22 protein-coding genes are annotated in these 23,620 nt (G+C 42.9%); 7 read left to right on the plus strand and 15 right to left on the minus strand.

The annotated features are described in order from the left end of the window. Positions 1-99 precede the first annotated feature (99 nt). Positions 100-555, plus strand: coding sequence for a MarR family winged helix-turn-helix transcriptional regulator (locus C4B60_RS16395; RefSeq protein WP_104059112.1), 456 nt, complete (start codon positions 100-102; stop codon positions 553-555). Between the two features lie 40 nt (positions 556-595). Here the strand turns inward: C4B60_RS16395 and C4B60_RS16400 are convergent, their stop codons facing one another. From C4B60_RS16400 to eutB, 7 genes are all read right to left on the minus strand, one after another. Beyond that, entirely contained in the window at positions 596-2,140 is a 1,545-nt protein-coding gene (locus tag C4B60_RS16400; protein WP_104059113.1) for a BCCT family transporter, read from the minus strand. A 226-nt stretch (positions 2,141-2,366) separates the two neighbouring features. After that, a complete protein-coding gene (locus tag C4B60_RS16405) occupies positions 2,367-3,593 on the minus strand; it encodes a M20 metallopeptidase family protein (RefSeq protein WP_104059114.1) in 1,227 nt (408 codons plus the stop codon). A 31-nt stretch (positions 3,594-3,624) separates the two neighbouring features. Further along, complete coding sequence (locus C4B60_RS16410; RefSeq protein WP_104059115.1) at positions 3,625-4,824, minus strand: cystathionine gamma-synthase family protein; 1,200 nt, start codon at positions 4,822-4,824, stop codon at positions 3,625-3,627. An 11-nt stretch (positions 4,825-4,835) separates the two neighbouring features. Next, on the minus strand, positions 4,836-5,843 hold the full coding sequence (locus C4B60_RS16415; RefSeq protein ID WP_104059116.1) for a cyclodeaminase: 1,008 nt from the start codon (positions 5,841-5,843) through the stop codon (positions 4,836-4,838). Positions 5,844-5,861: 18 nt separating this feature from the next. Further along, a complete protein-coding gene (locus tag C4B60_RS16420; protein ID WP_104059117.1) occupies positions 5,862-7,055 on the minus strand; it encodes a M24 family metallopeptidase in 1,194 nt (397 codons plus the stop codon). Positions 7,056-7,283: 228 nt separating this feature from the next. After that, positions 7,284-8,984: a PucR family transcriptional regulator gene (locus C4B60_RS16425; RefSeq protein ID WP_104059118.1), complete on the minus strand. Its 1,701-nt coding sequence runs from the start codon at positions 8,982-8,984 to the stop codon at positions 7,284-7,286. Between the two features lie 327 nt (positions 8,985-9,311). Next, on the minus strand, positions 9,312-10,310 hold the full coding sequence (gene eutB / locus C4B60_RS16430; RefSeq protein ID WP_104059119.1) for a hydroxyectoine utilization dehydratase EutB: 999 nt from the start codon (positions 10,308-10,310) through the stop codon (positions 9,312-9,314). Between the two features lie 294 nt (positions 10,311-10,604). On the opposite strand from eutB, the gene C4B60_RS21280 reads away from it, so the two are divergent. Together C4B60_RS21280 and C4B60_RS16435 are read left to right on the plus strand one after the other, a co-directional pair. Continuing rightward, entirely contained in the window at positions 10,605-10,742 is a 138-nt protein-coding gene (locus tag C4B60_RS21280; protein WP_135122134.1) for a paeninodin family lasso peptide, read from the plus strand. A gap of 241 nt (positions 10,743-10,983) precedes the next feature. Beyond that, positions 10,984-11,583, plus strand: a complete 600-nt coding sequence (locus tag C4B60_RS16435; protein ID WP_104059120.1) for a hypothetical protein — start codon at positions 10,984-10,986, stop codon at positions 11,581-11,583. Between the two features lie 275 nt (positions 11,584-11,858). Here C4B60_RS16435 and C4B60_RS16440 read toward each other — a convergent pair whose 3' ends face one another. Next, entirely contained in the window at positions 11,859-13,286 is a 1,428-nt protein-coding gene (locus tag C4B60_RS16440; protein WP_104059121.1) for a PTS transporter subunit EIIC, read from the minus strand. Positions 13,287-13,407: 121 nt separating this feature from the next. Between C4B60_RS16440 and C4B60_RS16445 the strand changes: the two genes are divergently transcribed. Together C4B60_RS16445 and C4B60_RS21625 are read left to right on the plus strand one after the other, a co-directional pair. Further along, positions 13,408-15,132: an amylo-alpha-1,6-glucosidase gene (locus C4B60_RS16445; protein ID WP_104059122.1), complete on the plus strand. Its 1,725-nt coding sequence runs from the start codon at positions 13,408-13,410 to the stop codon at positions 15,130-15,132. 138 nt (positions 15,133-15,270) lie between these two features. Then, on the plus strand, positions 15,271-15,483 hold the full coding sequence (locus C4B60_RS21625; protein ID WP_104059215.1) for a PF20097 family protein: 213 nt from the start codon (positions 15,271-15,273) through the stop codon (positions 15,481-15,483). An 8-nt stretch (positions 15,484-15,491) separates the two neighbouring features. Here C4B60_RS21625 and tolA read toward each other — a convergent pair whose 3' ends face one another. The 6 genes from tolA to C4B60_RS16475 form a co-directional block, all read right to left on the minus strand. Next, entirely contained in the window at positions 15,492-16,475 is a 984-nt protein-coding gene (gene tolA / locus C4B60_RS16455; protein WP_104059123.1) for a cell envelope integrity protein TolA, read from the minus strand. 192 nt (positions 16,476-16,667) lie between these two features. After that, positions 16,668-17,387, minus strand: coding sequence for a trehalose operon repressor (treR, locus tag C4B60_RS16460; RefSeq protein WP_104059124.1), 720 nt, complete (start codon positions 17,385-17,387; stop codon positions 16,668-16,670). A gap of 195 nt (positions 17,388-17,582) precedes the next feature. Continuing rightward, entirely contained in the window at positions 17,583-18,077 is a 495-nt protein-coding gene (locus tag C4B60_RS16465) for a GNAT family N-acetyltransferase (protein WP_104059216.1), read from the minus strand. Between the two features lie 358 nt (positions 18,078-18,435). Continuing rightward, positions 18,436-19,431 carry a VanZ family protein gene (locus C4B60_RS16470; protein WP_245154021.1) on the minus strand — a complete coding sequence of 332 codons (996 nt, stop codon included), beginning with the start codon at positions 19,429-19,431 and terminating at the stop codon, positions 18,436-18,438. A gap of 165 nt (positions 19,432-19,596) precedes the next feature. Then, positions 19,597-19,722 carry a hypothetical protein gene (locus C4B60_RS21900; RefSeq protein WP_280632284.1) on the minus strand — a complete coding sequence of 42 codons (126 nt, stop codon included), beginning with the start codon at positions 19,720-19,722 and terminating at the stop codon, positions 19,597-19,599. 149 nt (positions 19,723-19,871) lie between these two features. Next, entirely contained in the window at positions 19,872-20,327 is a 456-nt protein-coding gene (locus C4B60_RS16475) for a GNAT family N-acetyltransferase (RefSeq protein ID WP_104059125.1), read from the minus strand. A 720-nt stretch (positions 20,328-21,047) separates the two neighbouring features. On the opposite strand from C4B60_RS16475, the gene C4B60_RS16480 reads away from it, so the two are divergent. Both C4B60_RS16480 and C4B60_RS16485 read left to right on the plus strand, forming a co-directional pair. Further along, entirely contained in the window at positions 21,048-22,046 is a 999-nt protein-coding gene (locus C4B60_RS16480; protein ID WP_104059126.1) for a tRNA dihydrouridine synthase, read from the plus strand. Between the two features lie 208 nt (positions 22,047-22,254). Then, a complete protein-coding gene (locus C4B60_RS16485) occupies positions 22,255-23,124 on the plus strand; it encodes a DMT family transporter (protein ID WP_104059127.1) in 870 nt (289 codons plus the stop codon). Positions 23,125-23,247: 123 nt separating this feature from the next. Here C4B60_RS16485 and C4B60_RS16490 read toward each other — a convergent pair whose 3' ends face one another. After that, positions 23,248-23,547, minus strand: a complete 300-nt coding sequence (locus tag C4B60_RS16490; protein ID WP_209020104.1) for an NUDIX hydrolase — start codon at positions 23,545-23,547, stop codon at positions 23,248-23,250. Positions 23,548-23,620 lie beyond the last annotated feature (73 nt).

Here is a 23,620-nt window from a genome sequence, read left to right on the forward strand (position 1 = left end):
AGTAAAATGTTTTTATGCTATAATTATGTTGTGCACAATTTAATTTTACACAATACAAACGAAAATACAATTTTTTTGACTCTCAGGGGGAGGAATTTTATGAACCCTTTACATTTATCCAGTCAGCTCTGCTTTCCGTTTTACGCAATTTCTAAGGAAATTATTAAGCGGTACCGACCTTTACTGGAGCCATTAAACCTTACGTATCCTCAGTATTTAGTCATGCTTGTTTTGTGGGAGAAGGATCATGTCACGCTAAAATCAATCGGCGAGCGGCTCAAGCTCGACTCAGGCACCCTGACCCCTGTTGTAAATAAGCTGATCTCGATTGGCTATATTGAAAAAACAAGAAACCCCGAGGATGAACGGCAGCTCGTGATCCGGCTTACAGAACGCGGACAGGCGCTTGAGAAAGAAGCTGAACAGATACCGGTCAAAACGCATGAAATTTACGGTCTGAGTGAGGAAGAGTATGAACAGTATAAAGGCATGCTTGATGCTTTGTCCTTAAAGCTTGGTATTTCTTCTGATGAGCGTGAGTGCAAAGAGCATTAAAAAATGCCATCACTGCGAATTGCAGAGATGGCTTTTTTAATTACTGTGCTTTCCTCTGCATAGAGCTGATATTTTCAATTTTCTGCTGCCTGTCCCTGTTCAATGCCTTCATGAGTGAAACGCTGATGAAAATTAAGATGAAGGTAAAAGGAAGTGCTGATACTAAGGATGCGGTCTGCAGACCCTGCAATCCGCTGCTTACGATTAAAACAGCTGTGATGGCGGCCATTAATACCCCCCAGATGATTTTGACCGTATTAGAAGGATTCTGACTTCCATCTGATGACATCATGCCAAGAACAAAGACGGCTGAGTCAGCTGACGTGACAAGGAAGATCACAATAAGAATAATCATGATAACAGATAATAATGTGTAGAAAGGAAATTCCTGCAATAAAACAAAGACAGCAGTTGTTGTATCCTGTGAAACCGCCTCTGAAATCGCGGTACCCGTAAATAAGTCCATGTACAGGCCGGTTCCTCCAAAAATGGCCATCCAAATAAATGCAATCACCGGCGGCACAATCATGACACCAAGGATAAATTCACGGATCGTTCTGCCTTTTGAAATACGTGCAACAAACGAGCCGACAAATGGAGACCAGGCAATAACCCAGGCCCAGTAAAATACGGTCCAATTATGAACCCATGCATCTCCTGTGTAAGGCGTTAGGAAAAAGCTCATTTCCACGAAGTTCTGAACGTAATCCCCGATTCCAAGCACAAAACTCTCCAAAATAAAAACAGTCGGTCCGCTAATGAGAAAAACAACCATTAAAATGGCAACGAGAAGCATATTCGTAAGACTCAAAAATTTTATTCCTTTATTAATTCCGGTAGTAGAAGAAATCAGGTAAAGCACCATAATGATACCGACAATCGCAATTTGCATCCAGGCATTATTGGGAGTTGCAAAAACATAGTTTAACCCCCCATTAATCTGCATAATGCCCATGCCAACGGAAGTGGACACGCCGATGACTGTAGCAATTACCGCAAGAATACTAACGGAAACCTTTAATGTACTTCGTCCTCTTTTAGGCATGACGCTTTCAAGCGTTTCACTGATCAGCCCTTTTTGTTTATGACGATATTGAAAGTAAGAAAGTGCTAACCCGACGATTGCAAAAACAGACCACTGATGAATCCCCCAGTTAAAAAATGAATAGCGCATCGCAACCCGGGCAGCTTCTGCCGACTGGGGCTCCACACCCTCAAGCGGCGGGACAGCAAAATGAGTGAGCGGCTCGGCAACACCCCAAAACACGATCCCGACCCCAAAGCCTGCACTGAATAACATACTAATCCATGAAAATAAGGAGAATTCCGCTTTTTCATTGTCTTTGCCAAGCCTGATGCTTCCATATTTACTAAAGGCCAAATACAAGCAGAAGAAAACGAAGATGGCTACACTAAATAAATAAAACCAACCGAAGGCATTACTCGTAAAATTAAAAACCACTCCGGCGTAGTTTGCGAGACTGGCAGGAGAAAATGCCCCCCAAATGGTGAATAAGCCAATAATTACTGCCGATACGATAAAAACTGTATTGGTAAACGACGCTTTCTCAGGCTTTTCTTTCATTACATGTCCCCCTATTAATCTATTTTTTCTCTTAGTCGCTTCATAGATTACGAGTCTTAAATAAATAGAAATTAAATGAGGCCGGAAGAAAAAAGCGCAGACAACAGCTTTTTCCCTCCTGGCAGAATGCCTTCTGTTTAATTTAATAAGTTGGAGCAATCCATCTTTGGCTCTGTCATTTCCTGAATGGAAAATTTGATTCCTTCATGCCCAAGCACTGATTGCTTTACTCCGCCAAATCACGATGCAGGGAGAATTCCCGCTTTAAACATTTAATTGCCGTTTGTGAGAGAACCGCTGTCCCAATTGGAAGACAGTCTTCATTGATATCAAAAATGGGTGTATGTAAATCCCGTTGAAGACCATCCTGCCGCGCACAGCCAAGAAAAAACATGGCACCGGGAAGCTTCTGCGTCACATAGCCAAAGTCTTCTCCACCTAATCCAAATGCACGATTTGTAAGATGAAATCCGGGATAAAGCTCAAGCATCGTTTCTGTTAACCATCTGTTAACCAGCGCGCTATTATTAAGGGCTGGTTCTCCACGTTTCATCGTCAATGAAAAATCTCCCCCAAGATGGTGAACGATTGAAAAGGCATTCCTTATTTCTACTTCAAGTAAATGCCGGACCTCCGGGGAGTAGCTGCGGAGAGTGCCTTCGATTAAAACCTCGGTCGGGATAATATTACTTGCTGTTCCGGCATGAATTTGTCCGATGCTCACAACCGCTGAGTCAAGTGCTGATATCTTTCGCGCAACGATTCCGTGAATAGCCTGCATCACAGGGCCAAGCATCCAGATCGGATCTGTTCCAAGCTCCGGATAGGCTCCATGTCCGCCTGTTCCAAAGATTTTTCCTTCAAACACATCTACATTTGCCATACTGAATCCGTCATTTACCTGAGCCTGGCCAACAGGAAGCCAGGGACACATATGAAGCGCAATTGCCGCCTCCACCCCGTTATAAACACCTGCCTGCAGGAGATAAGGAGAGCCGGAAAGACCCTTCTCATCTGTTTTTTCCTCTGCAGGCTGAAAGACAAATTTCACTGTTCCTTTGATTTCACCCTTTTTAAAGGCTTTAGAAAGGATTGCCGCCACTCCAAGCAAAATCGCAGCGTGAGCATCATGTCCGCAGGCATGCATAATGCCGTTATTTCTTGAGCGGTAGCTGATGGCGTTTTCTTCGTTGATCGGGAGGGCATCAATATCCGCTCTGATCGCTATTACCGGTCCTTCCCCTGAGGTTAAGGTCCCGACAACGCTTGTTTCCAGACCGATTCCTCTTTCGACGTTCACCCCGTCCATTTTTTCCAAAGCACCAGCAATAATGCGTGCTGTTTCATATTCCTGAAAGCTGAGCTCCGGACATTGGTGAAGTGTGCGCCGCCATTCTTTTAGCTGAGAGGCTAATTGGTCTGCCTGATGTTTGATCGGATGATCATTTGGCATTTATCGTTCACCTCTTGTCTAAACGTATCCATTACACCTCTAAAGCGCTGTTGATATGATTAAACGCCTGCTCAAAGTCAGCCAGTATATCCTCAATATCTTCAATTCCGCATGATACGCGGATCAGCCCTTCAGGAATTCCCATCGCTGCGCGCTCCTCAGGAGTGCACTCCACATGACTTGTCGTACGGGCAGGACCGACTGTCGTTTCAACCGCACCAAGATTTGCTGCCCGGTTTGCGTATTCAAGCTTAGGGAGCAGGTCTCTGACTGTGTCTACTCCACCCTTAACAGCGAAGCTCAGCATGCCGCCAAAATCCTTCATCTGTTTTTTGGCAATATCATGATTCGAATGGGTTTCAAGACCCGGGTAATAAACCGCCTCAACAAGTTCTTTTGTTTGCAGGTATTTAGCAAGTGCCATCGCATTTTTTCCCTGCTGGCGCACGCGCAAATGAAGGGTCTTCATGCCGCGAAGGGTCAGATACGCCGCCATTGGATCCATTGTGGCCCCGTTAATTTCGCGATAATGGTAGATTTTTTCTACAAGCTCCTCTGCCCCGCATACAACACCGCCCAATGCATCCGCGTGTCCGCCAAGGAACTTAGTCGCGCTGTGGATGACCAGGTCAGCCCCGAGTAAAAGCGGGTTTTGATTGATCGGTGTCCCGAATGTGTTATCGACAATGACGAGCGCTCCTGCCTCGTGTCCGGCTTTTGCCATCCGCTCAATATCTGTGATTTTCACAGTTGGGTTGGTTGGCGTTTCGAGGTACAGGATCTTACAGCCCTTTGCCACTTCTTCTTCAATTGCTTCGTGATTGCCTGTCTCACAAAGAGCTACCTCAATTTGCTGGCGGGGTAAAAACTCGGTGAAAATTTTATTTGTTCCGCCGTACGTATCCTTTATGGAGACGATTCGATCCCCCGGCAGCAGAAAAGTGGCGAGGGTATTGCTTATGGCAGCCATTCCCGTAGAAAAGCTTGTGGCTGCCTCTGCCTCCTCCATAATTTTCACTTTATCCTCAAAAGCCTGAACAGTAGGATTGGTATTTCGCCCGTAAATATGGCCTTTTTTCTTTCCAATTGCTACATCGTACCATTCGTCCATATCGTCATAGCCGTAGGCAACACTCAAAACGACCGGCACCTGTGTGGCTCCATGCGCCAGGTATTCTTTTTCTCCTGCCCATACTGCCTTTGTTCCTGCTTTAATGCTGTTGCCTGTCATCTGACCACTCCTCATCCGTTTTTTAGTGATAAAGATTTATTCTCTACATTTACACCTGAATTCCGCTTGACCATTTCGTCGTAGGCGTACAGGGCAATTGCTGTATCCTGAACGCCTGTACCGGTTAAATCACATACCGTAATCTGCTCCTCATTGTCCCGGCCGGCCATCTCACCTGATGTCAGCTGACCGAGCTCAATAACGGGGGTCGCTTCTGTTACAGCACCGGTTTTTAATGCGTGATGCAGCTCGCCAAGCCTTGCACATTGCGCCTTCGTATCACATACAAGCTTATCGGCCCGGGCAAGCACTTCGCCTTCAAGCTCCTGCTTATGCTCAGCATCCGAGCCCATGGCGGTGATATGAAGTCCCGGATGCAGCCATTTCGCTTTAATAAGCGGCTCTGTTGAAGGGGTTGTCGTGATGACAGCATCGCTGCCCCGTACGACCTCCTCTGCGCTTTCTGCCACCTGGACATCAATACCCAGCTCCTGTTCCATAGCCTCTGCGTATTTTTTGGCCCGGTCAGCGGAACGGGCATACACAAGAACCTTTTTAAAATCCCGAACGAGCTTTAAGGCCCTTATCTGGTATCGCGCCTGGCTTCCGGCTCCGATCACGCCTGCTGTTTCGATCTTTTTTTTAGCAAGAAGGTTTGCGGCAATGGCCCCTGCTGCTGCCGTTCGCACCTCTGTTAAATAACCATTGTCTAATAGGATGGCCTGAGGTACCCCCGTTTTCGTGCTAATTAAAAGCATCAGTCCATTCCCGCTTGGGAGCCCAAGCTCGTGATTATTAAAAAATCCAGATGATACCTTTATCGCAAACATGTCTTTTCCTATAACGTAGGCGGTTTTTACGTCCACTTCGCCATTTTGATCATGAACATCCACACGCATAATCGGAGGCATGACGGCTTCATTTTTTGCCAGCCTTGAAAACCCGTCCTCCACGATGTTTAGTGCTTCATGATTTAATTTCACATAGTGCTTCAGCTCCTGCTCTATCACAATAAGCATGAGATTACCAACCTCCCGTCATCCTGTTAACTTATTTGACATGCCGTCCTTAATGAATAATTCACGCGGAAGCACCGCAAAGGTTTCGCACCCTGTTTCTGTAATGCGAATCGATTCACTCGCTTCAAAGCCGTAATGATCCAGCCAAATGCCAGGGATGAGGTGGAAGGTCATATTAGGCTGCAGAATCGTTTTATCCCCTTTTCGAATGCTTGCGGTGTGCTCGCCCCAGTCAGGCGGATAGTTGAGTCCCGTTGGATAACCAAGCCGCGAGTCCTTAGTGATTACGCTTTTTTCAATAGATTTTTTCCAGGCTTCCTCAATCTCTTCACAGGCGATCCCCGGCTTAATCATATCGAGGCAGGCATTTAAGCCTTCAACCACTACTTTTGAAAGATGCTCCATTTGAGGAGACGGCTTCCCGATATTTACCGTTCTTGCAAGCGGTGAGTGATAGCGTTTATAGCACCCGGCTAATTCAAGGATTACCGTGTCTCCGTGTTTATAGCGCTCATCTGTCCATGTTAAGTGCGGTGTCGAGGTTTTCTCACCGGAAGGCAGCAGCGGCATTATAGCAGGATAATCACCGCCAAATGCTTCTGTTCCTGTTATTTGGGTATGGAGAACCTTCGCTGCGACATCACATTCACGTACACCTTCATTAATAATTTCAATGCCATCGAGCATCGCTTTTTCCACAAATAATGCAGCGCGCTTCATGTACTCGATTTCAGTACTCGATTTCACAAGCCGGACCCAATTCACTAAAAGAGTGGCATCGTGAAATACTGCATTAGGCAAGCCTTTTTTCAGCCTCTCGTAGCATTTTGCGGTGAAATAATAATTCTCCATCTCCACACCGATCGACCGCTTATCCTGACCGATCTGCCTTAAAATTTCAGCGACAAAGTCCATCGGATGCCTTTGATCCGTCTGAACGTAGCTTTCAGGGTAAGGAATGATATTTTCGTGATAAAGCCAGCTTGTCAGCTTTGCCCCGTTTGAATCCTGCTCTCTGCCAATCCAGATTGGCTGATCCTCATCATTAATGACCACAAGCATTTGATGCACATAAAAAGACCATCCGTCATACCCGGATAAATAGTTCATATTCGCCGGGTCCGTAATCAGAAGCACGTCAATTCCCCTGGCAGCCATTCTCTCCTTTGTTTTGCGGATTCTCTCTTTATACTCTGCCGTTGCAAAAAACATTGGACCATCACTCCCTGTTTTGCTTCTAATCCTTCCCTTTCATTTTTTTGGAAGGTTACAGCCATTATAAATCCATGTCAGAAAATCTATCATCTGCTAAAATGTATGAATATTCAAATAATTTTGTAGTCAATTTAGCTAAACCCTTTTACATATAGTAAAACCGCCAGGAAGATCCAGTACAGATGGATTTTCCTGGCGGTTTCGCTAAATGATGTACGTTCTCTCTTACACTATTTTATCGGACACACCCATTTTCCAGGTCTTCACGCTTAGGTCCAGTAAAAACAAATCATCCGGCTCAATAAGCGAAAGCCCTGTCAACGATTCAATTTTTCTCAGCCGGTACAAAAGCGACTGTCGGTGTAAATTCAGGGATCTGGCTGTCTGGCTTACATTTCCGTTGTATTGATTGTAGGCACTGAAGGTCCCGATCAAATCCATATTGCGCTGTTCATCGTACTTAATAAGCGGCTGGATCGTTGACATGATGACCTCCTTCATTTCCTCATTTTGAGCAAGTGTCAAAAGCACACGTTCAACCCTTGTGTTTTCATACAGCATTTTATACCCTTTTCCTTTTTTGCGCCGGCCGATCGCTAAAGCAGTCACAGCATTTTCACAGCTTTCTTTAAGCCCGATAAATCCTTCATGGCAGCCTCCAATCCCCCACGAAATGATCACCTCAGGCGGAAGGTTCCCAAGCCGCCGTTCAATGACATTAAGGAAATCTGCCGCATTTTCCATTTCATTTTCAGCGGAAACCTCAATAAAAATCATCAGCTGCACTCCCTGAAAGGTCATCATTACCTCCCTCTTCAGCGACTGGGCAGCGTAAAAAACTTCTTCTTCTATATATAAAAGCATGTTCTCGAGCCATTGCTCATAGGAATGAACGCTTTGATGCTGCTTTTCAAACAGTTCCTTTAAATTCTCAGGCATGCCTGCCACACAAACATAAGGCAGCTTTAAATTATACCCAAGTAATTTCGCCCGCGTGTAAGCCTGCTCATCTGAAACAAACGCTCCCTTAGCAAGCTCCTGTACAAAATCGCTTCGAAGACGCATCTTAGTTTCCTCGATGGCATTTTTTCTTGAAAGCCAAAGCGCAATCGTTGTGGCGGAATGCTCAAGCACATTCACACAAAACTGGGTTAAAAAATCGTTTACAGACGTATTGGCGGGAACCATCACAAACAAATACCCCTGCGGATCTCCAAGCACCTTTAAGACGGGAAGCTGCAAAATGGTTTGGTTTTCTACTTCAATCATTTGAAACTTCTGGAACATTGGATCACGTGTTAAAGGGGAGGAATCGTTTCTGGAAGGGAGGAGTCCCTGAAGAATATAGCTCTTCCATTGGGCGATAAATTTCTGGGAGTGCGAGGCTTTTTCCTGAATTGAGCCGGACCGGTCCGTAATAATAACAGAGCAGTTAATCTGTCTTTGGATAAACTTTGAAATATGAGTCAAATCCTTTTCCTTCAGGATCAGATTTAGCAGCTCCTGCTGGACCTTCTCAGACCGTTCCCGCTCTTTATAGTGAATATCGTTGATCTCTTTCATCACTTCTTCAATAATATTGGCAAAACGAATTTCCCAGGGAAGTTCTATAATCGTAAAATTAAATTTCTTCGCAAGCTCAATAACCTCTTTGGGGATATCGTAAATGTATCTCCCAAGCGCAACCATTAAAGCAGAGGCTTCAGAGTTAATAATATCCTGAACAAACGATTTGAAAGCACCTTCGTCATCGCATCCCATCGCTGTTGTTAAGACTACCTCATTTTTACGAACGAAATTTTCAACAGGCATCTCAATGACGGAGATCCATTGCACAACTCTGTTTTTGGCTTCCTCTTTTCCTGTAATGATTTTGGCGTTTTCCATAATCTCGTAGCCTAAAACACTCTCGATGGTTACTCTCATGCTCGTCCCCCCATCCCTGCTAAGCAGAATAAAATAGAAGAAACAGACTGATCCTTCCATTCTATTCATTTTTATATCATCCATTATACAATTTATATAGATTTTTTGTAGTCCGGTTTTTAAAACACATTAAAGTGTACGGATGATCGCGAAGGACCAATTTCGTAAAAAAACAGGGGGAATCGACAATAAAAAACTGATAAGGAAGCGTTTCCTGTCGGTTAATGAAGGGGAAGAGAGATAATTGTCACTTCATATGAAAATTGAATGACGTATTAAAAGAATTTTTTAGCGAATGAATAAATATTTAATTTAATAATTAAAAATTCATTTATTTCGAAAATACGTACGAAGCAGGGGGAGAAGCGCTGACAGATCCACATTGCTGCCGCTAATAATCACTGCGATGTCCCCGTCCTGATGAGGAAGCTTTTCTCCCAGAACTGCAGCGATGCCGGTAGCTGCAGCACCTTCCATGATCAGCTGATGCTTGTCCATCATATAAGCCATGCTATAGGCGATCTCTTCTTCCGGAATATGCAGCAGATCATCCATGAAGCGCTTAACCATAGTAAAGGTGTACTGGTTATCAAGACCAATTCCGCCAAGCAAGCTGTCTGCGAGTGTTTCACTTTCCTTCATTAATAAGGGTTTTCCTGCTTTTAAGCTTTCAGCCATGACAGCAGATCTTTCCATAGAAACTCCCGTGACTCTTATGTTTTGATCAGTTGATTTTAGCGCAAGTCCGATCCCTGAGAGCAGTCCGCCTCCTGAAAGCGGAATAACAACATCCTTCAGCTGCGGAAGCTCCTCTAAAAGCTCCAAGCCAATGGTTCCCTGACCGGTAATCACATGAGGATCATCAAACGGATGAACCACCGTCAGCCCCTTCTCTCTCTCAAGCTCATAGCATCGCTCACCCGCGTCGTCCTGACTATCGCCAACGATTTCAAGAGTGGCGCCAAGTCTTTGGAGTGCCTCGACCTTCGCTTTAGGTACGCGGCTTGAAATACAGACAAAAGCTGGAATGCCAAGCTTTTTCGCCACATACGAAACAGCCAGACCATGGTTTCCGGTTGAAAACGCAGCAACCCCTCTTCTTTTCTCGTCCTCACTTAAACTTAAGATCTTATTAGCGGCTCCTCTCACCTTAAACGCTCCGATGTCTTGAACATTTTCAAGCTTTAAATGAACCGGCCGCCCCGCTTTTTCTGAAAGAGTGGCAGAATGAATCAGCGGTGTTTTTTTTACAATGGAGGCAATTCGCTTCCTGGCCTCCCAAACGTCACGAATAGTTATTTCTTCAGCACCTTTTAGATGTGTCACCAGATCCGCCTCCTCTTACATTCTGTTCTACGTTAAATACTAGTTGCTTCTATTAACCGAATCAATTGTCAAAAATGTCGGGAGAATGGCGGTTTTATTCATACAAATTATCATAATAAACAGGTAAATTTCCTTTCACCAGCTGAATAAAAGAATAGATTTTAAGAATAACAGTTATTTGTTGACAAAGTCTGGAGGTTCCAGTAAATTCTTAATTGAGAACAATTTTTTGGATTATTTCCTTTTAATAGAACAAATATGTTCTCAACACTATGAAATGAGAGGGTGGAATACATGAAGAAAGTTTGGAAAAAACCTGAGTTTGACGTTTTAGATGTAAGCGAAACGATGAAGGGATGGAAAAATCCAAAGCCTCCAAAAGATCCTGGAACTCCTCCAGATCCTGTAGATCCTGATCCAATCGACAGCTAATCTTTAAGCAAGGAGGTTGAGACAAATGTATGTCTCAACCTCCTTTATCCGGTTCACTCCGCTTCAGGCGGACGCTTTCCGCGGGGCGGGGCCCTTCGCTAACTTGCTTCGCAAGTGGATCTCAAGCTCCCGCTTCATCCCGCAGGAGTCGCCACCTTCCGCTCCGCTCACCTCACGTTTCTAAAATTAGTATTATGTCCCAGACTCTTTTTATAATAAGTAAAATCGGGAGGGCTTCAAAATGTTTGAAATCGTAAAAACACTGAAACAGCAAAAAAAATTCCAGGAAACCTGGGAGAATGTATGTAAACAAAATGGCTGGGTCAACGATCCTTACGCAAAAGACGGTGTCCGCTACAATCTGCTTGCTCAGGCCAGGTTCCCCTTTTTAGCAAAAAATGTGATCGGAACAATTGAATTCACCCCCTATGACCCCGCCAACCCGAACAGCACGGTTGAGGGCCCTGAAAGATCCAAGTTTTCTATTTACGAAGACATTTTGCAGCATCAGTCCCGAACGTGGGAAATTGATAAACTATGCCTTCAGGAAGGCTACCAGCGAAAAGGGTACTTCCCTCAATTTCTGAACATTCTCCACGACCATGCGGTTACCTATTCCCCAAAATATTATATTGCCCTGATTGAAAAGAAGTTTTACCGAATGCTTAAAATCACTTATGGAGTCGCGATTGAACAAAGAGGAGAACCTTTGAAGGGACCAGGCACATCGCTTATTCCGATGGTTTTTGATGTTGAGAAAGTAATGGCCGATGCAGGGACAGTGGAGCGGTTGCTGCGTGAGGCAGGTGAAGGTCATCGTCCCTTGAGGAAGAATGGGTGAATAGTGAAGGCAGTAGTTAAAGTTATCTCCTGATCCCCGCGATTTAGGAGATTTTAGCATGCCTAAAAAAGGAACACTTGTAACAATAAGATGAACGATTTCTATTCGAACGATAAAAAAAGCCTGACTGTACTCAAAAACGGTCAGGCTTCTCTTTATTCGCAGTTAACAAATAGGCAGTGGATAGTACATACACATCCCTTCGATGTTAAGAGTGTAACAAAATCCCTAAAAAGCGACCCGTTCCAGAGTGGAACCGGGTCGCTTAACTTTATTTATATGTTCGCATCCTCGGTTGTCTTAAACCACTTACTCTTAAAGAACAGGAACGTCAGCCCGACTGTCAGGATAAACGTGATTCCCATTCCGGTGAAGTAGGAGCCCCAATGTTCCGGGAATACAGATAGGAAGGATAGAACGCCTCCTACACCTACTGATGTTGCTTTTACCCCCTGTGCAGCAAGAAACGCACTTCCGGCGGCGCTTGCGATCATAACGGCGATAAATGGGTACCTGAAGCGCAGGTTAATTCCGTAAATTGCAGGTTCGGTAACCCCAAGCCAGGCAGATAGCGTCGCTGTAAGTGACACACCTTTTAGCTTTTTATTTTGCTTAATAATAAAGAACATCGTGAGCGCTGCAGCACCCTGCGCGAGTGTAACGGTTTCACCGATTGGCCATAGCGTCACATAGCCCAGTGTACCGGCCATTTGCAGGTTAACGCCTAAGAAAATATGGTGCATTCCTGTAATAACAAGCGGTCCGGAAATAAATCCGTACACAGCGCCGGCAAAGGCAGGTGAGACTTCAAACAGATACAAAATACCGTCTGTGATCCACGCAGATCCTGTCATCGTGATTGGACCGACAATACCGAATGTCAGAAGACCCGTGAATACTAAGGCAAGCGGTGCAACAAAGATCATTTGTAAATTGTCGTGGATGAAACGCTTCAGCTGTTTTTCAGACCAGGTTAGAATCAGTGTCGCAAAAATAACAGGCAGCACCTGACCCTGATAGCCGATTCGTGCAATGTCCCAGCCAAATAAATTCCAGTACTCCACATCCCCTGGATTTCCTGCGTAATCATACGCAGACATTAAGGAAGGATGCACTAATAAAAGACCGAGTACGATGCCAAGCAGTGGACTGCCGCCAAATTTTCTCGCAGCAGACCAGGCGATTAGGACCGGGAGAAATGTAAACGCTGTATTGGCAATGACATTGATAAACTCCGCAAAGCCTGTCCAGCCTGTGTGTACATCTAGGATTGATTGCTCATCATAGAAGATTCCAGGGTTTGCAAGCAGATTATTTAACCCTAACAGAAGTCCGGCTGCTACAATCGCCGGCAAAATGGGAATGAAAATATCCGCAAGAATCCTTACACCCTTTTGAATGACATTCCCGTTTTTAGCGGTGATTTTTTTCATATCATCCTTTGATACTTCACCGGCACCAGTTTGTTCAATGAATTCCTTGTAAACCTTTTCAACTAACCCCGGACCAATGATGACCTGAAACTGTCCGCTTGCTGAGAAGGTTCCCTTCACCAGTTCATTTTCTTCTAATGCTTTTTTATTTACGAGGCTTTCATCTATCAGAATCAGACGCAGCCGGGTGACACAATGCGTAGCATTGCTGACATTTTCCGGTCCGCCGATCTGTTTTACGATATCAGCTACATTTTCTTTAAACCCCATCCTCGTGACCTCCTCATTAAATCGCTTTCAAAAATTGTAACTTGTTTAAACAAGTTCGATATAGTACAGTATAAATTGTTCTAATTGGATGTCAAGCAAAGTTTAAAAAGGAGTGTTTAATTTGGATATCAGCATCACGCCAATGAGCCATTACGGTTCCTACATGGCACTAACCTATCAAAATAGCGAAACCCCTCATAAAAAAGGCGTTTACCTTAACTCTGTACGAGGAAAATCCAAACAGCATCAAAATGCCCTCAAACTCATTCCTACTGTGAACGAAACTCCTGTTGACTACACCCACCAAGCAGATGGATTTACCATTTCCCTTATTTTCGATGAAGGAAAAGTAGACATTTGCTTTGAGGATTCTGAGAGAATTTTTGTTAAAGGCAGAGGAAAAGAGGTCGGACTGACACTTGATACGCAGCCCGTCTTTAATTTTGAATACAACTATCTATTAGGAAACAAGGATGAGGAATTCTGTATCGTCAATAGCTACAAGAATCTGACCAAGTACATGATCTTTGCTCCAAACGGAACGGTCAGCCTGCAGCAAAATGTCACGATGGATACAACCGGAAGCATGAATAAAGCCGATAATCGTTCAAGCATCGAAGTCACTTCGAAGGATTCGGAAGAATTTCTTTGCGTGATTGAGGATGTACCGACACATGGCGGCCTCCCGCAAAAAAGAGTGTACTCATTTGAAGCGGCACTTGAAAAAAGCACGAAGCATTTCGAAGACTTTTTATCTAAGCAGCCCTCTGTCCCTCCAGGATATGAACAGACGTTACGGGACGCGGCTTACCTGAACTGGAGCTGTATCGTCAATGAGCAGGGTCTTTTAAAACGAAAAGCACTGTATATGTCAAATGCCAATTTCCCCGGTGTCTGGAGCTGGGACAATGCATTTAATGGGCTTGCGCTTGCCGGCGTGGATGATCAGCTTGCGTGGGATCAAATCCAGCTGCTATTTGATCATCAGGATGAGTTGGGGCAAATACCAGGCTCCATCAGTGATTCAACGATCCGCTGGAATTTCTCCAAGCCGCCGGTTCAGGGGCTGTTTGTCTTAAAGATGATGGAGAAAATGACCCTTTCAACGGAGCAGCTTGAAACGATTTTTTCTCAAATTAAACGGCACGTCCAATTTTACCTTTCGTATAAGGATTACAATGGGGACGGGATTTGTGAGTATCATCACGGGAATGATTCCGGGCAGGATAACAGCACAGTGTTCCGGGATGCCAATATTATCGACTCCCCTGATTTAACTGCTTTTCTTATCAAATCAATGGACATGCTTTCCATTGTGGCAGGCAAACTGAACCGCAAGCAGGAGCAGGAGCATTGGAACGGGGAAGCTGCCCGTTACACAGAAAAATTCTGTGAATACTTCCTGATTGATGACCTGCCAGTCGCGCGTTTTACGAAGGATCAGCAGGTGATAGAAAGTCAGTCGATTCTTCCGCTGGTGTCGATTATCTTAGGGAACCGACTGCCTGAAAAGGCTAAAAGAAAAATGATCGATGTGTTAAAAAGCGACCGGTATTTAACGAAGTGGGGAATCGCTTCAGAAGCACTTGACAGTTCTTTCTATGAAGAGGATGCGTACTGGAGAGGACCAATCTGGGCGCCAACGACCCTTCTTTTTGCTGAAGCGTTTGAAGAATGCGGAGAGCAGGAGCTTGCAGATGAAGTAGCACAAAAATTCCTGGATCTTTGTAAAAAAAGCGGCTTCGCTGAAAACTTCCACGCAGAAACAGGAGAAGGACTGCGCGATCTTGCCCATACTTGGACCTCAAGTGTCTTTATTCATTTTGCTGGAAAGCTAGGAAACTAAAAAAAGAGTACAGGAATTCGTTCCTGTACTCTTTTTTTGTATATGGAAGAAGGTTCAATACGAGTCTTGGTGGAATGTTACTATTAAAGAGAAACGTTATTTTTTTGAAAACAAATGAAAAAGGCGGTGCAGGTAAAGATGGATGATACGATAAAGTGTCCTGAATGTAATAACGAGTTAAAGAATGGATATCTTTTCTCTTCCCGAAGAATTTCCTGGTCAGATTCACCTGAATCAATTTTTGTTGACTATGAGAGTGAAGTATTAGTAGGAACTCCATTTTTTAAAATGAAGAAAATGCCTGCATTAAGATGTGAGGATTGTCATGTGGTTATGTTTAAGCACAACTAATATTTAATTTAATAAAGCCCTACAGCATCAACTGCATACGTAGCATCATCGTTACTGAAGCCTTCAAATACCAATTGTTCTATCAGTCCTGCTCGTGAAAAAGACGTGTAATCAAGATAATTTTCAGCCGTTTTGACAGCCTGGTCTCTCCAGTCTACGATGATGTTTTCTGCTGCATAAGAAGCATCCTCGTAACTGAAACCCTCAAATTCTAATTGTTCGATCAGCCCTGTTTTCGAAAAAGACGTGTAATCAATATAGTTTTCAGCTGTTTTTACGGCCTGCTCTCTCCAGTCTACGATGATGTTTTCTACCGCGTAAGAAGCATCCGCATTAGTGAAGCCTTCAAATTCCAACTGATCGATTAATCCACTTTTTGAAAAAGAAGTATAGTTCAAATAATCCTCAGCCTTTCTGACTGCCTGCTGCTGTGAGCCTGAGACTGCCTGTTTTTCGGCCTCTTCTTTTGCCTTCGCTTCTTCCTCTGCCTTACGTTCTGCTTCTTCTTTCGCTTTCGCCTCTTCCTCTGCTTTGCGTTCTGCTTCCTCTTTTGCTTTCGCCTCTTCTTCCGCTTTACGGTCAGCTTCTTCTTTCGCTTTCGCATCTTCTTCTGCTTTACGGTCAGCTTCTTCTTTCGCTTTCGCATCTTCTTCTGCTTTACGGTCAGCCTCCTCTTTTACTTTTGCTTCTTCCTCTGCTTTACGATCTGCTTCTTCTTTTGCTTTTGTCTCTTCCTCCACTTTACGTGCCGTCTCTTCTTGCGCAGCAGCTGCTTCTGATTGCTCAACGCCAGCAACAATCTCTTCTACCGGTTCTACTGTTACGACAGATAGAATAAAGAACACCGCAATAGCGGAACCATAATAAAACAGCGTGTTTTTTCTATTTCTCTTAACTTCTGGAGCCCATCTTAATGCAAATCCCGGGTTGATTAAACCCATTATGAGCAGCAAAATAGATAATAGAAATAAAACCAAAAACAAATCAAACATTTTTACACCCTCCTTCTAATTATTTCCCACGAATGAAACAATAAATCTATTGACTGTTATATGATACTTTATTTGCCATAATTACATGACTTATATCTATTGTAAGTGTTTTCATATTTAAAGCAATTTAATTAGTTAAAATAAGAAAACAGAAACTCCACGAAATAGGAATTTCTGTTTTCAGGTTTACATTCATTTACGCTGGGTCTGATCAAAAAAGACAAAATTTCCTGGCGTGTGCCGCGACTGCGTATGCTCAAACATGATGCCGTCTGCATTAAAAATGTGACTCGTTACGACGACAACACTGTTAAAGCCATCGAGCTTAAGATACTTTTCATCCATATCTGTCGTTCGCTCCACCACCATTTTCCGCTTGGCGGTTACGGCCCGCTGATTCAGCTCCTTTGACAAATACTCATAGATTGAGTCCTCTGCGATCTCCACTGTCAGTCCTTTTGCTACGTCCTTGCGGAAATAGTTAACGTCCATAATGACCGGGCTGCCCTCTAAATGACGTACACGCTTAATATGGTAGACCTCAACGCCGATTGGCATCCGTGTGTGCTCATGAATCGTTTCATCCACCGTTAATTCTTCAAATGTGATGACCTTGGTTTCATGCTTCTTATGGTTTCTTTGTGCAAACTCCTTAAACGATTCCGTCTCGCCAAACATATATTCATTTTGCTTGAAGTCCTGATAAATAACTCTTGCTCCCTGGCCATGCTTTGTCTGGACGTAGCCGTCATTGATTAAGTTTGCAATCGCCCGCCGCACGGTATTTCTAGAGCATTCATATTCTTTCACGAGTGTATTTTCTGAAGGAAGCAGCTGCTGGTATTCGTAAAAGCTCTTTTCAATCTTCTGCTTAAGATCCTCATAAATTTCTATGTATTTTGTTTTAGGCATAATTCCTCCCGCGTTTACTTACTTTTATGTATTGCTGCAAACATTTTAGAGTCAGCCTGCCAGCATAGATCAATTTTTATGAATTAAATCGTACCATACTTTTATAGAAAATCGCGTTTTGAATAATTTAAAGAGGTGGATTTATATAGTAGATAGACATGATTAAAGCACCTATAGTAAGGTGCTTTAGAGATTTTATAACAATTTATATAGATAGTATTCATTTACGAATTCCCCTTCTATTTTTAACGAGTGAACCCTTTCTCCCTCTAAAACGAATCCCATCTTCTTATATAAATTAAATGCTTTATGGTTATGCTTGAGAACTGTCAGCCCTAACCTTAAAATCCCAGCTTCTTTAGCCCACTCAAAAGCCTTGTTGAATAGCTTGGTCGCAACGCCTTTTCCTTGATAGGTTTCCTGAACGCCCAAAACAATAGTTGCGGAATGTTGGTTTCGATTTAAACCACTTCCTAATACGCCAATATACCCGGCAAGCTCGTTTTCGATTTCTGCTACAAAGAAGATGGTGTTTGGTTGGGACAACATTCCTTCAATCGATTTTCTTTGTTGTTCAACACTCGTTTGTCGTTCTCCGGGGTCAAACAACATAAAGCCAGATTCATCGATTTTCTTACTTAGCTCCAAAAAATTTTCAGCATCGCCAGCTTCAATGAGTCTTATGTTCACATTTCTCTTCCCCTTCAGAATTCTTATTATAAGTATAAGTAATAGCAGCATGCTTATTGCTGCAGCATCCTCCTCTGTCTAACCTTCTCCACAATTTCCTAAAGCCTTACCTGCTCCGTTTCTGTCAGACCCGTCGGTTTTTTTGGAATGAAAGCAGCATTCATTTTCGAGAGCTAAAAATAATAGTTTTTCTCCTCATGTGTCACTCTGATAATGCCATCCCATGTTCTTTTTAGTTTATTATCTTATTCAACTAAAGCTCCTCGTTAGTTTAAGTGAAATTAATCACAATACCAAAATGAAAATAAGGTACCCCTCTCGTATGTAGCTTATTTTCGTTTCTTTGTTGAGGTTTTTGTTAGAATAATGCTCTTATTTTTTCTCTTATAGTGTTTATAACTTTTTGACCTGAGTTTACCTCTGTAAGAGTAATATCCCACATCACAGCATTCGTATTTGGATTTGGATCTTTGTTAATTACTTTTATAGTAAGGTCAGTTACGCCATCTAAAGGGATTTGAAATTTCTCCTTTCCTGTGATTGATAACCCTAACGAGTAAATGACTGTTCCGCTACTGATGAATTCTATGTCACTACCTTCTGTTCTTGCACCGTTAATTACATCGTCCGGTAGGGCGACATAGCCTGTTATGTTTTTATATTTGCCATCTAAGTGATACGTGAATTCATTGGTTTTCGTATTATCCCTACTATACAGATTTATATGAGGCGTGACCTCTTTTCGGTCTACTGTAAAGCTGGACAAGCTATCGTCCCACTTTACAGACCCATCTTTTACGATCAGTTCATTCAGAGCTGCGATTTCCCCTCCCCCTTTTTCTAAATAATTATTGATACCGCCAATAATTATAATAGTGCAAAGGGCAAGTACCGTAGCCGTTATGAATACTTTGTAAATCCCTTTTGGTTTATCAAGGTCACTGGTGACTATTTGCTGTGCCGCAAAACCTACCGAAGCGCCTATTAAATTAATTATGATATCGTCTATATCAAAAGCTCCCAAACCAGAAAACATTTGTAGGATTTCAAGTATGGTTATAGACAAAATAAAAAAGGTTATAAAGCGTCTAAAACTACATCGAAACAGGAGTGGAATGATAACCCCAAAAGGTATGAACGCTACAAAATTCCCAAACTGAAAAAACCAATTTTGAAAGTCTCTTCCCATTGGATAATGCAATTGAATCGCTCCAGGTATTGGGTTAAATCGTAAGCTAGAGTCTTGCCCCAGGGAACCTCTATTGAAACCAAGATACAAGAAATAGAGGATCAAAGCTGTATATAATATTAACAACACAATCGTTATTTTTCGCAACTTTCCTTGATACATCATTACAATCCTTCCTTTTCCGCAGAGACAATCATACTGAAACTCCATAACGACCCTCATGCACTCTCTAAATTTCCAATTACACCATTAATAAACAGTTCTGATTGTGGAGTTTCAGTTTTTTAACAACTCTATTTTACTAATTCTTGTTTAGCTACCCTGCCCCGTTTATTCAATAAGGAATTCAATGAAAAAGGCGGTTAATCCTTCCTGGTCTAACGCATTGAAACGGTCAATGTTAGTTTCTTCAGGATTGTATTGCATTCCCATTAATGCAAAACGCAATTCAGACAATGCAACTTGTTCGTGAGCTATAAAATGAGATAGAACATCTTTTACTATAAATTTAATACTTTCTTCAATTTTTTATTGAAGGAATGCCCCAGTTACGACAATAAGAAAGGACCAGCGAATGGTCCTTTCTTATAAAATCTTCTAGCGGATCACTCAGCTATATATTTGATAACTGCCATTTCCTTACCGAACTTATCCCCATTATCAATAAATCCCAAACTAGAGTATAAATTATGCGCTCCCTTGTTTTCAGGACGATAGCCTACAACAATTCTTTTTATATTAGGTAATTTAGCCATTTCTGAAATCATTAATTTAGTCGCGGCTTTACCTATTCCCTTACCTTGGAACTGCTTATCCACCATTATTCTATAAACCCAATAACCATCAAGTTCTTCTTGAACAGAATTATACATTAAGAAACCAACTATATTATCTCCTGCATAAATAGCATATGGCTTTAATGAAGGCTCAAATTTTGACTGAGCTATTGATATAGCATTTGGCTCGATGTATTTTTCCTGTTCAACTGATACCTCTAATTCACAACAGCCGTACCAGTTTTCTGTATTTAACTCTACGATTTTCACCTTTTCGGTACTCATAAATTTCCCCTTTCAAAATTAGGGGAAACGCTAAAAAAGTCACTTAGCTGTTATCCCCATATAGTCATTAATAGTGTAAATTTTAAAATTTGTCATAATGAACGCCTCCTTTACCACTATTTCTTTTCGATTTATAAAGTATTCTACTATTTCTCCTAAATTCCTTCTTACGATAATTTACTTCTTAATTGAACTAAACTGCCCCTTTACTACAATAAGCAAATGGCTAAACCAAATTTAAGAAAAGCACCCGTTAGTGAAAAGGTATTTTATCTATACTACTTCATTCGCATCATTTATTGGTGGATAATTTGTTCAGTACATGTTATTTCTATTGTATTATTCATAGGATCTAAAATAGGAAAACTCCAATACCCTTTCCATATGGGCTTATTATTATATTTTGTTACATCATTACTTAGGACGGAATTTACAACTTTATTGAAATCTTCTTTTCTGGATGTCTTTACCAAGAGGATAGGCTGGGTACCAGGGATTCCCCTCCTGAATGAGAATAACCATCGATTTTCGGGAATCTACTACCTTATTGAACAGGGAATCCTTCCCTCCGAAATCCGTCCCCTTGCACTTTTCACCAGATCCCAGTAAAGTATATACTGGTTAACATTACTTCTAAAATCAGCAGTCATTGAGATAAAAGCATTTATAATATACATTTCGGGAACATGTTTCCCTTTAAAGAAAGGGTTCAGATATACGATGAAAGATAATTTTTGGCATGAGCTGCCGCGGCCATTTTTTGTATTGGCGCCGATGGAGGCAGTGACGGATGTCGTGTTTCGTCATGTCGTGAGTGAAGCAGCAAGACCTGACGTATTTTTTACGGAGTTTACGAATTCAGAAAGCTACTGCCACCCAAGAGGAAAAGACAGTGTCAAAGGCCGCCTGACGTTTACAGAAGATGAGCAGCCAATCGTCGCTCATATTTGGGGAGATAAGCCTGAATACTTCCGCCAGATGAGCATTGGCATGGCTGAAATGGGCTTTCGCGGCGTGGACATTAATATGGGGTGCCCGGTGCAGAATGTTGCAGCTAACGGAAAAGGCTCTGGTCTGATCCGCCACCCGGAAAAAGCAGCGGAAATCATCCAGGCAGCTAAAGCCGGAGGACTTCCCGTCAGCGTGAAGACGCGTCTTGGGTATACCGAAGTGGACGAATGGCGCAATTGGCTGAAGCATATTCTCGAGCAGGATATCGCCAATCTTTCCATTCACCTGCGTACGAAAAAAGAGATGAGCAACGTCGAAGCTCACTGGGAACTGATTCCTGAGATCAAACAGCTTCGGGACGAAATCGCTCCTGACACATTGCTGACGATCAACGGGGATATTCTTGACCGTCAAATGGGCCTTGAGCTGGCTGAAAAGTACGGCATTGATGGCATTATGATTGGACGCGGGATATTCCAAAACCCATTTGCTTTTGAAAAAGAAAAGAAAGAGCACACAAGTGAAGAGCTTCTTGATCTCCTTCGCCTGCAGCTCGATCTGCATGATAAGTATTCTGAAGAGCTTGAGCCGCGTGCATTCAAGCCGCTCAGACGCTTCTTTAAAATCTATGTCCGCGGCTTCCGCGGCGCAGGCGAGCTGAGAAACCGCCTGATGGAAACAGAAAATACCGACGAAGTGCGCGCTCTGCTTGATGAGTTTACAGTGAAAGACGGAGTGAAGGCTGAGGAAGGTTTTTCTGTATCGTAACAACTGAATGATTTTAGGTAAAGAGAAGAGCCGAGTGGCTTTTCTCTTTTTTTATTTGATATAAGTTAACCTCATTTTAAATTACCAAAGCCCATTTAGGTTTATGCATGAAAATTTTAAGGAATTACCGTCTACATACAAATATATTCCATCAGACAACTAACAAAAATCATATTGCACTAAACTTTTTACCTTTAGGGGGCACACGATGAGATTTTCAGGGACAGGCCTGGTGATATTAGCCGCTATATGCTGGGGCATTAGTGGAGGAATTGCTGATATTTTAATGAATAAAGGCTGGGATCCGATTGTTATCTCCTTTTACCGGGGTGCTGTTGGGTTGCTATGCTTTTTACTTTGGTTTATTTTGCGCTTTAAACAAAATTTAGCTGCCTCTCCGCGCTTCTATATCTGGTCCGTGTTAGCAGGGATTGGTGTGGCCGGAAATTTCACTTTTTATTTTATAAGTATCCAGGCTTCAAGCGTGGCTGTTGCTGCTACGTTAATGTATACCGCACCAGTATTTGTTTTGTTAATCTCTTTTTTATTGCGCATCGAACGTTCGACCTGGTTTAAATGGGGGTGTATTGCCGGTGTGCTTATGGGGATCATCCTGCTCACAGGCGCATACAACACCGAATCGATTTCCGTGAGCTTTCTAGGTGCTGCAACAGGTCTTGCTGCTGGAATTTCCTACGCATTGTTTATATTCGGATTTAAAAACGCCTCTTCGATCGGCAAGCCGCAGACAATCTTAACGATTGCCTTTGTGTCCTTTTGTCTCATCCTATTTCTGTTTACCGACAAACAGGAAGCAGCAGCTGTGGCCACCTCAGGCGATATTGGATGGTTTCTTCTATTAGGGCTTGTGGGCGCAGGTATTTCATTTATCTTGTACTTGATTGGTATTCGATTGACTGCCGCATCAACTGCTTCAATGGTCGCGATGGTCGAACCGGTGACTGCCTCATTATTTGGTGTTGTGCTGCTTGGGGATCATTTAACCACGGTTCAAATTCTTGGAATGGTCCTTATCCTGGTGACGATCACTGTGCTTAGTGTAAAGCGTTCTGATTGATGAAGCTAAGAGTATAAAAAAGGCGGGCGAGGAAACAGAGGAAAGGTATATGCCCCTTCGCTTTTCCCCGCTTCAAAACAGTAAGGATGCAGCGAAATTGAATGGGAAGATTACTCATGGTCATTAATCAAAAATCGCTTCCTTATCAGGGTTTTGCAGAAATTCAAACAGCATTTTGATTTGAGCTTCTGTATTTCTGCCTACAGAAAGCTCCGGTAAATGAGTCTGATCATAAAAGTGAACCCCTTTTGTTTCTAAACCCAGCGTTTCTTGACCACCCACAATTTCACACTGGATAAACAGTTTATAGTAATGATAGGGCTGAGGAGGATGTGCGTGCTTATTCATGTCTAAAACAGCCAGTAATTTTACCGGCCGGAAGGGGGCGACTCCAGCTGGAAGAAGCGGGAGCTTGAGATCCACTTGCTGAAAGCAAGTTAGCGAAGGGCCCCGCCCCGCGGAAAGCGTCCCCCTGAAGCTCAGTGAACCGGGTTTA

The sequence above is a fragment of the Jeotgalibacillus proteolyticus genome, from assembly GCF_002926065.1.
GTDB lineage: Bacteria > Bacillota > Bacilli > Bacillales > Jeotgalibacillaceae > Jeotgalibacillus > Jeotgalibacillus proteolyticus.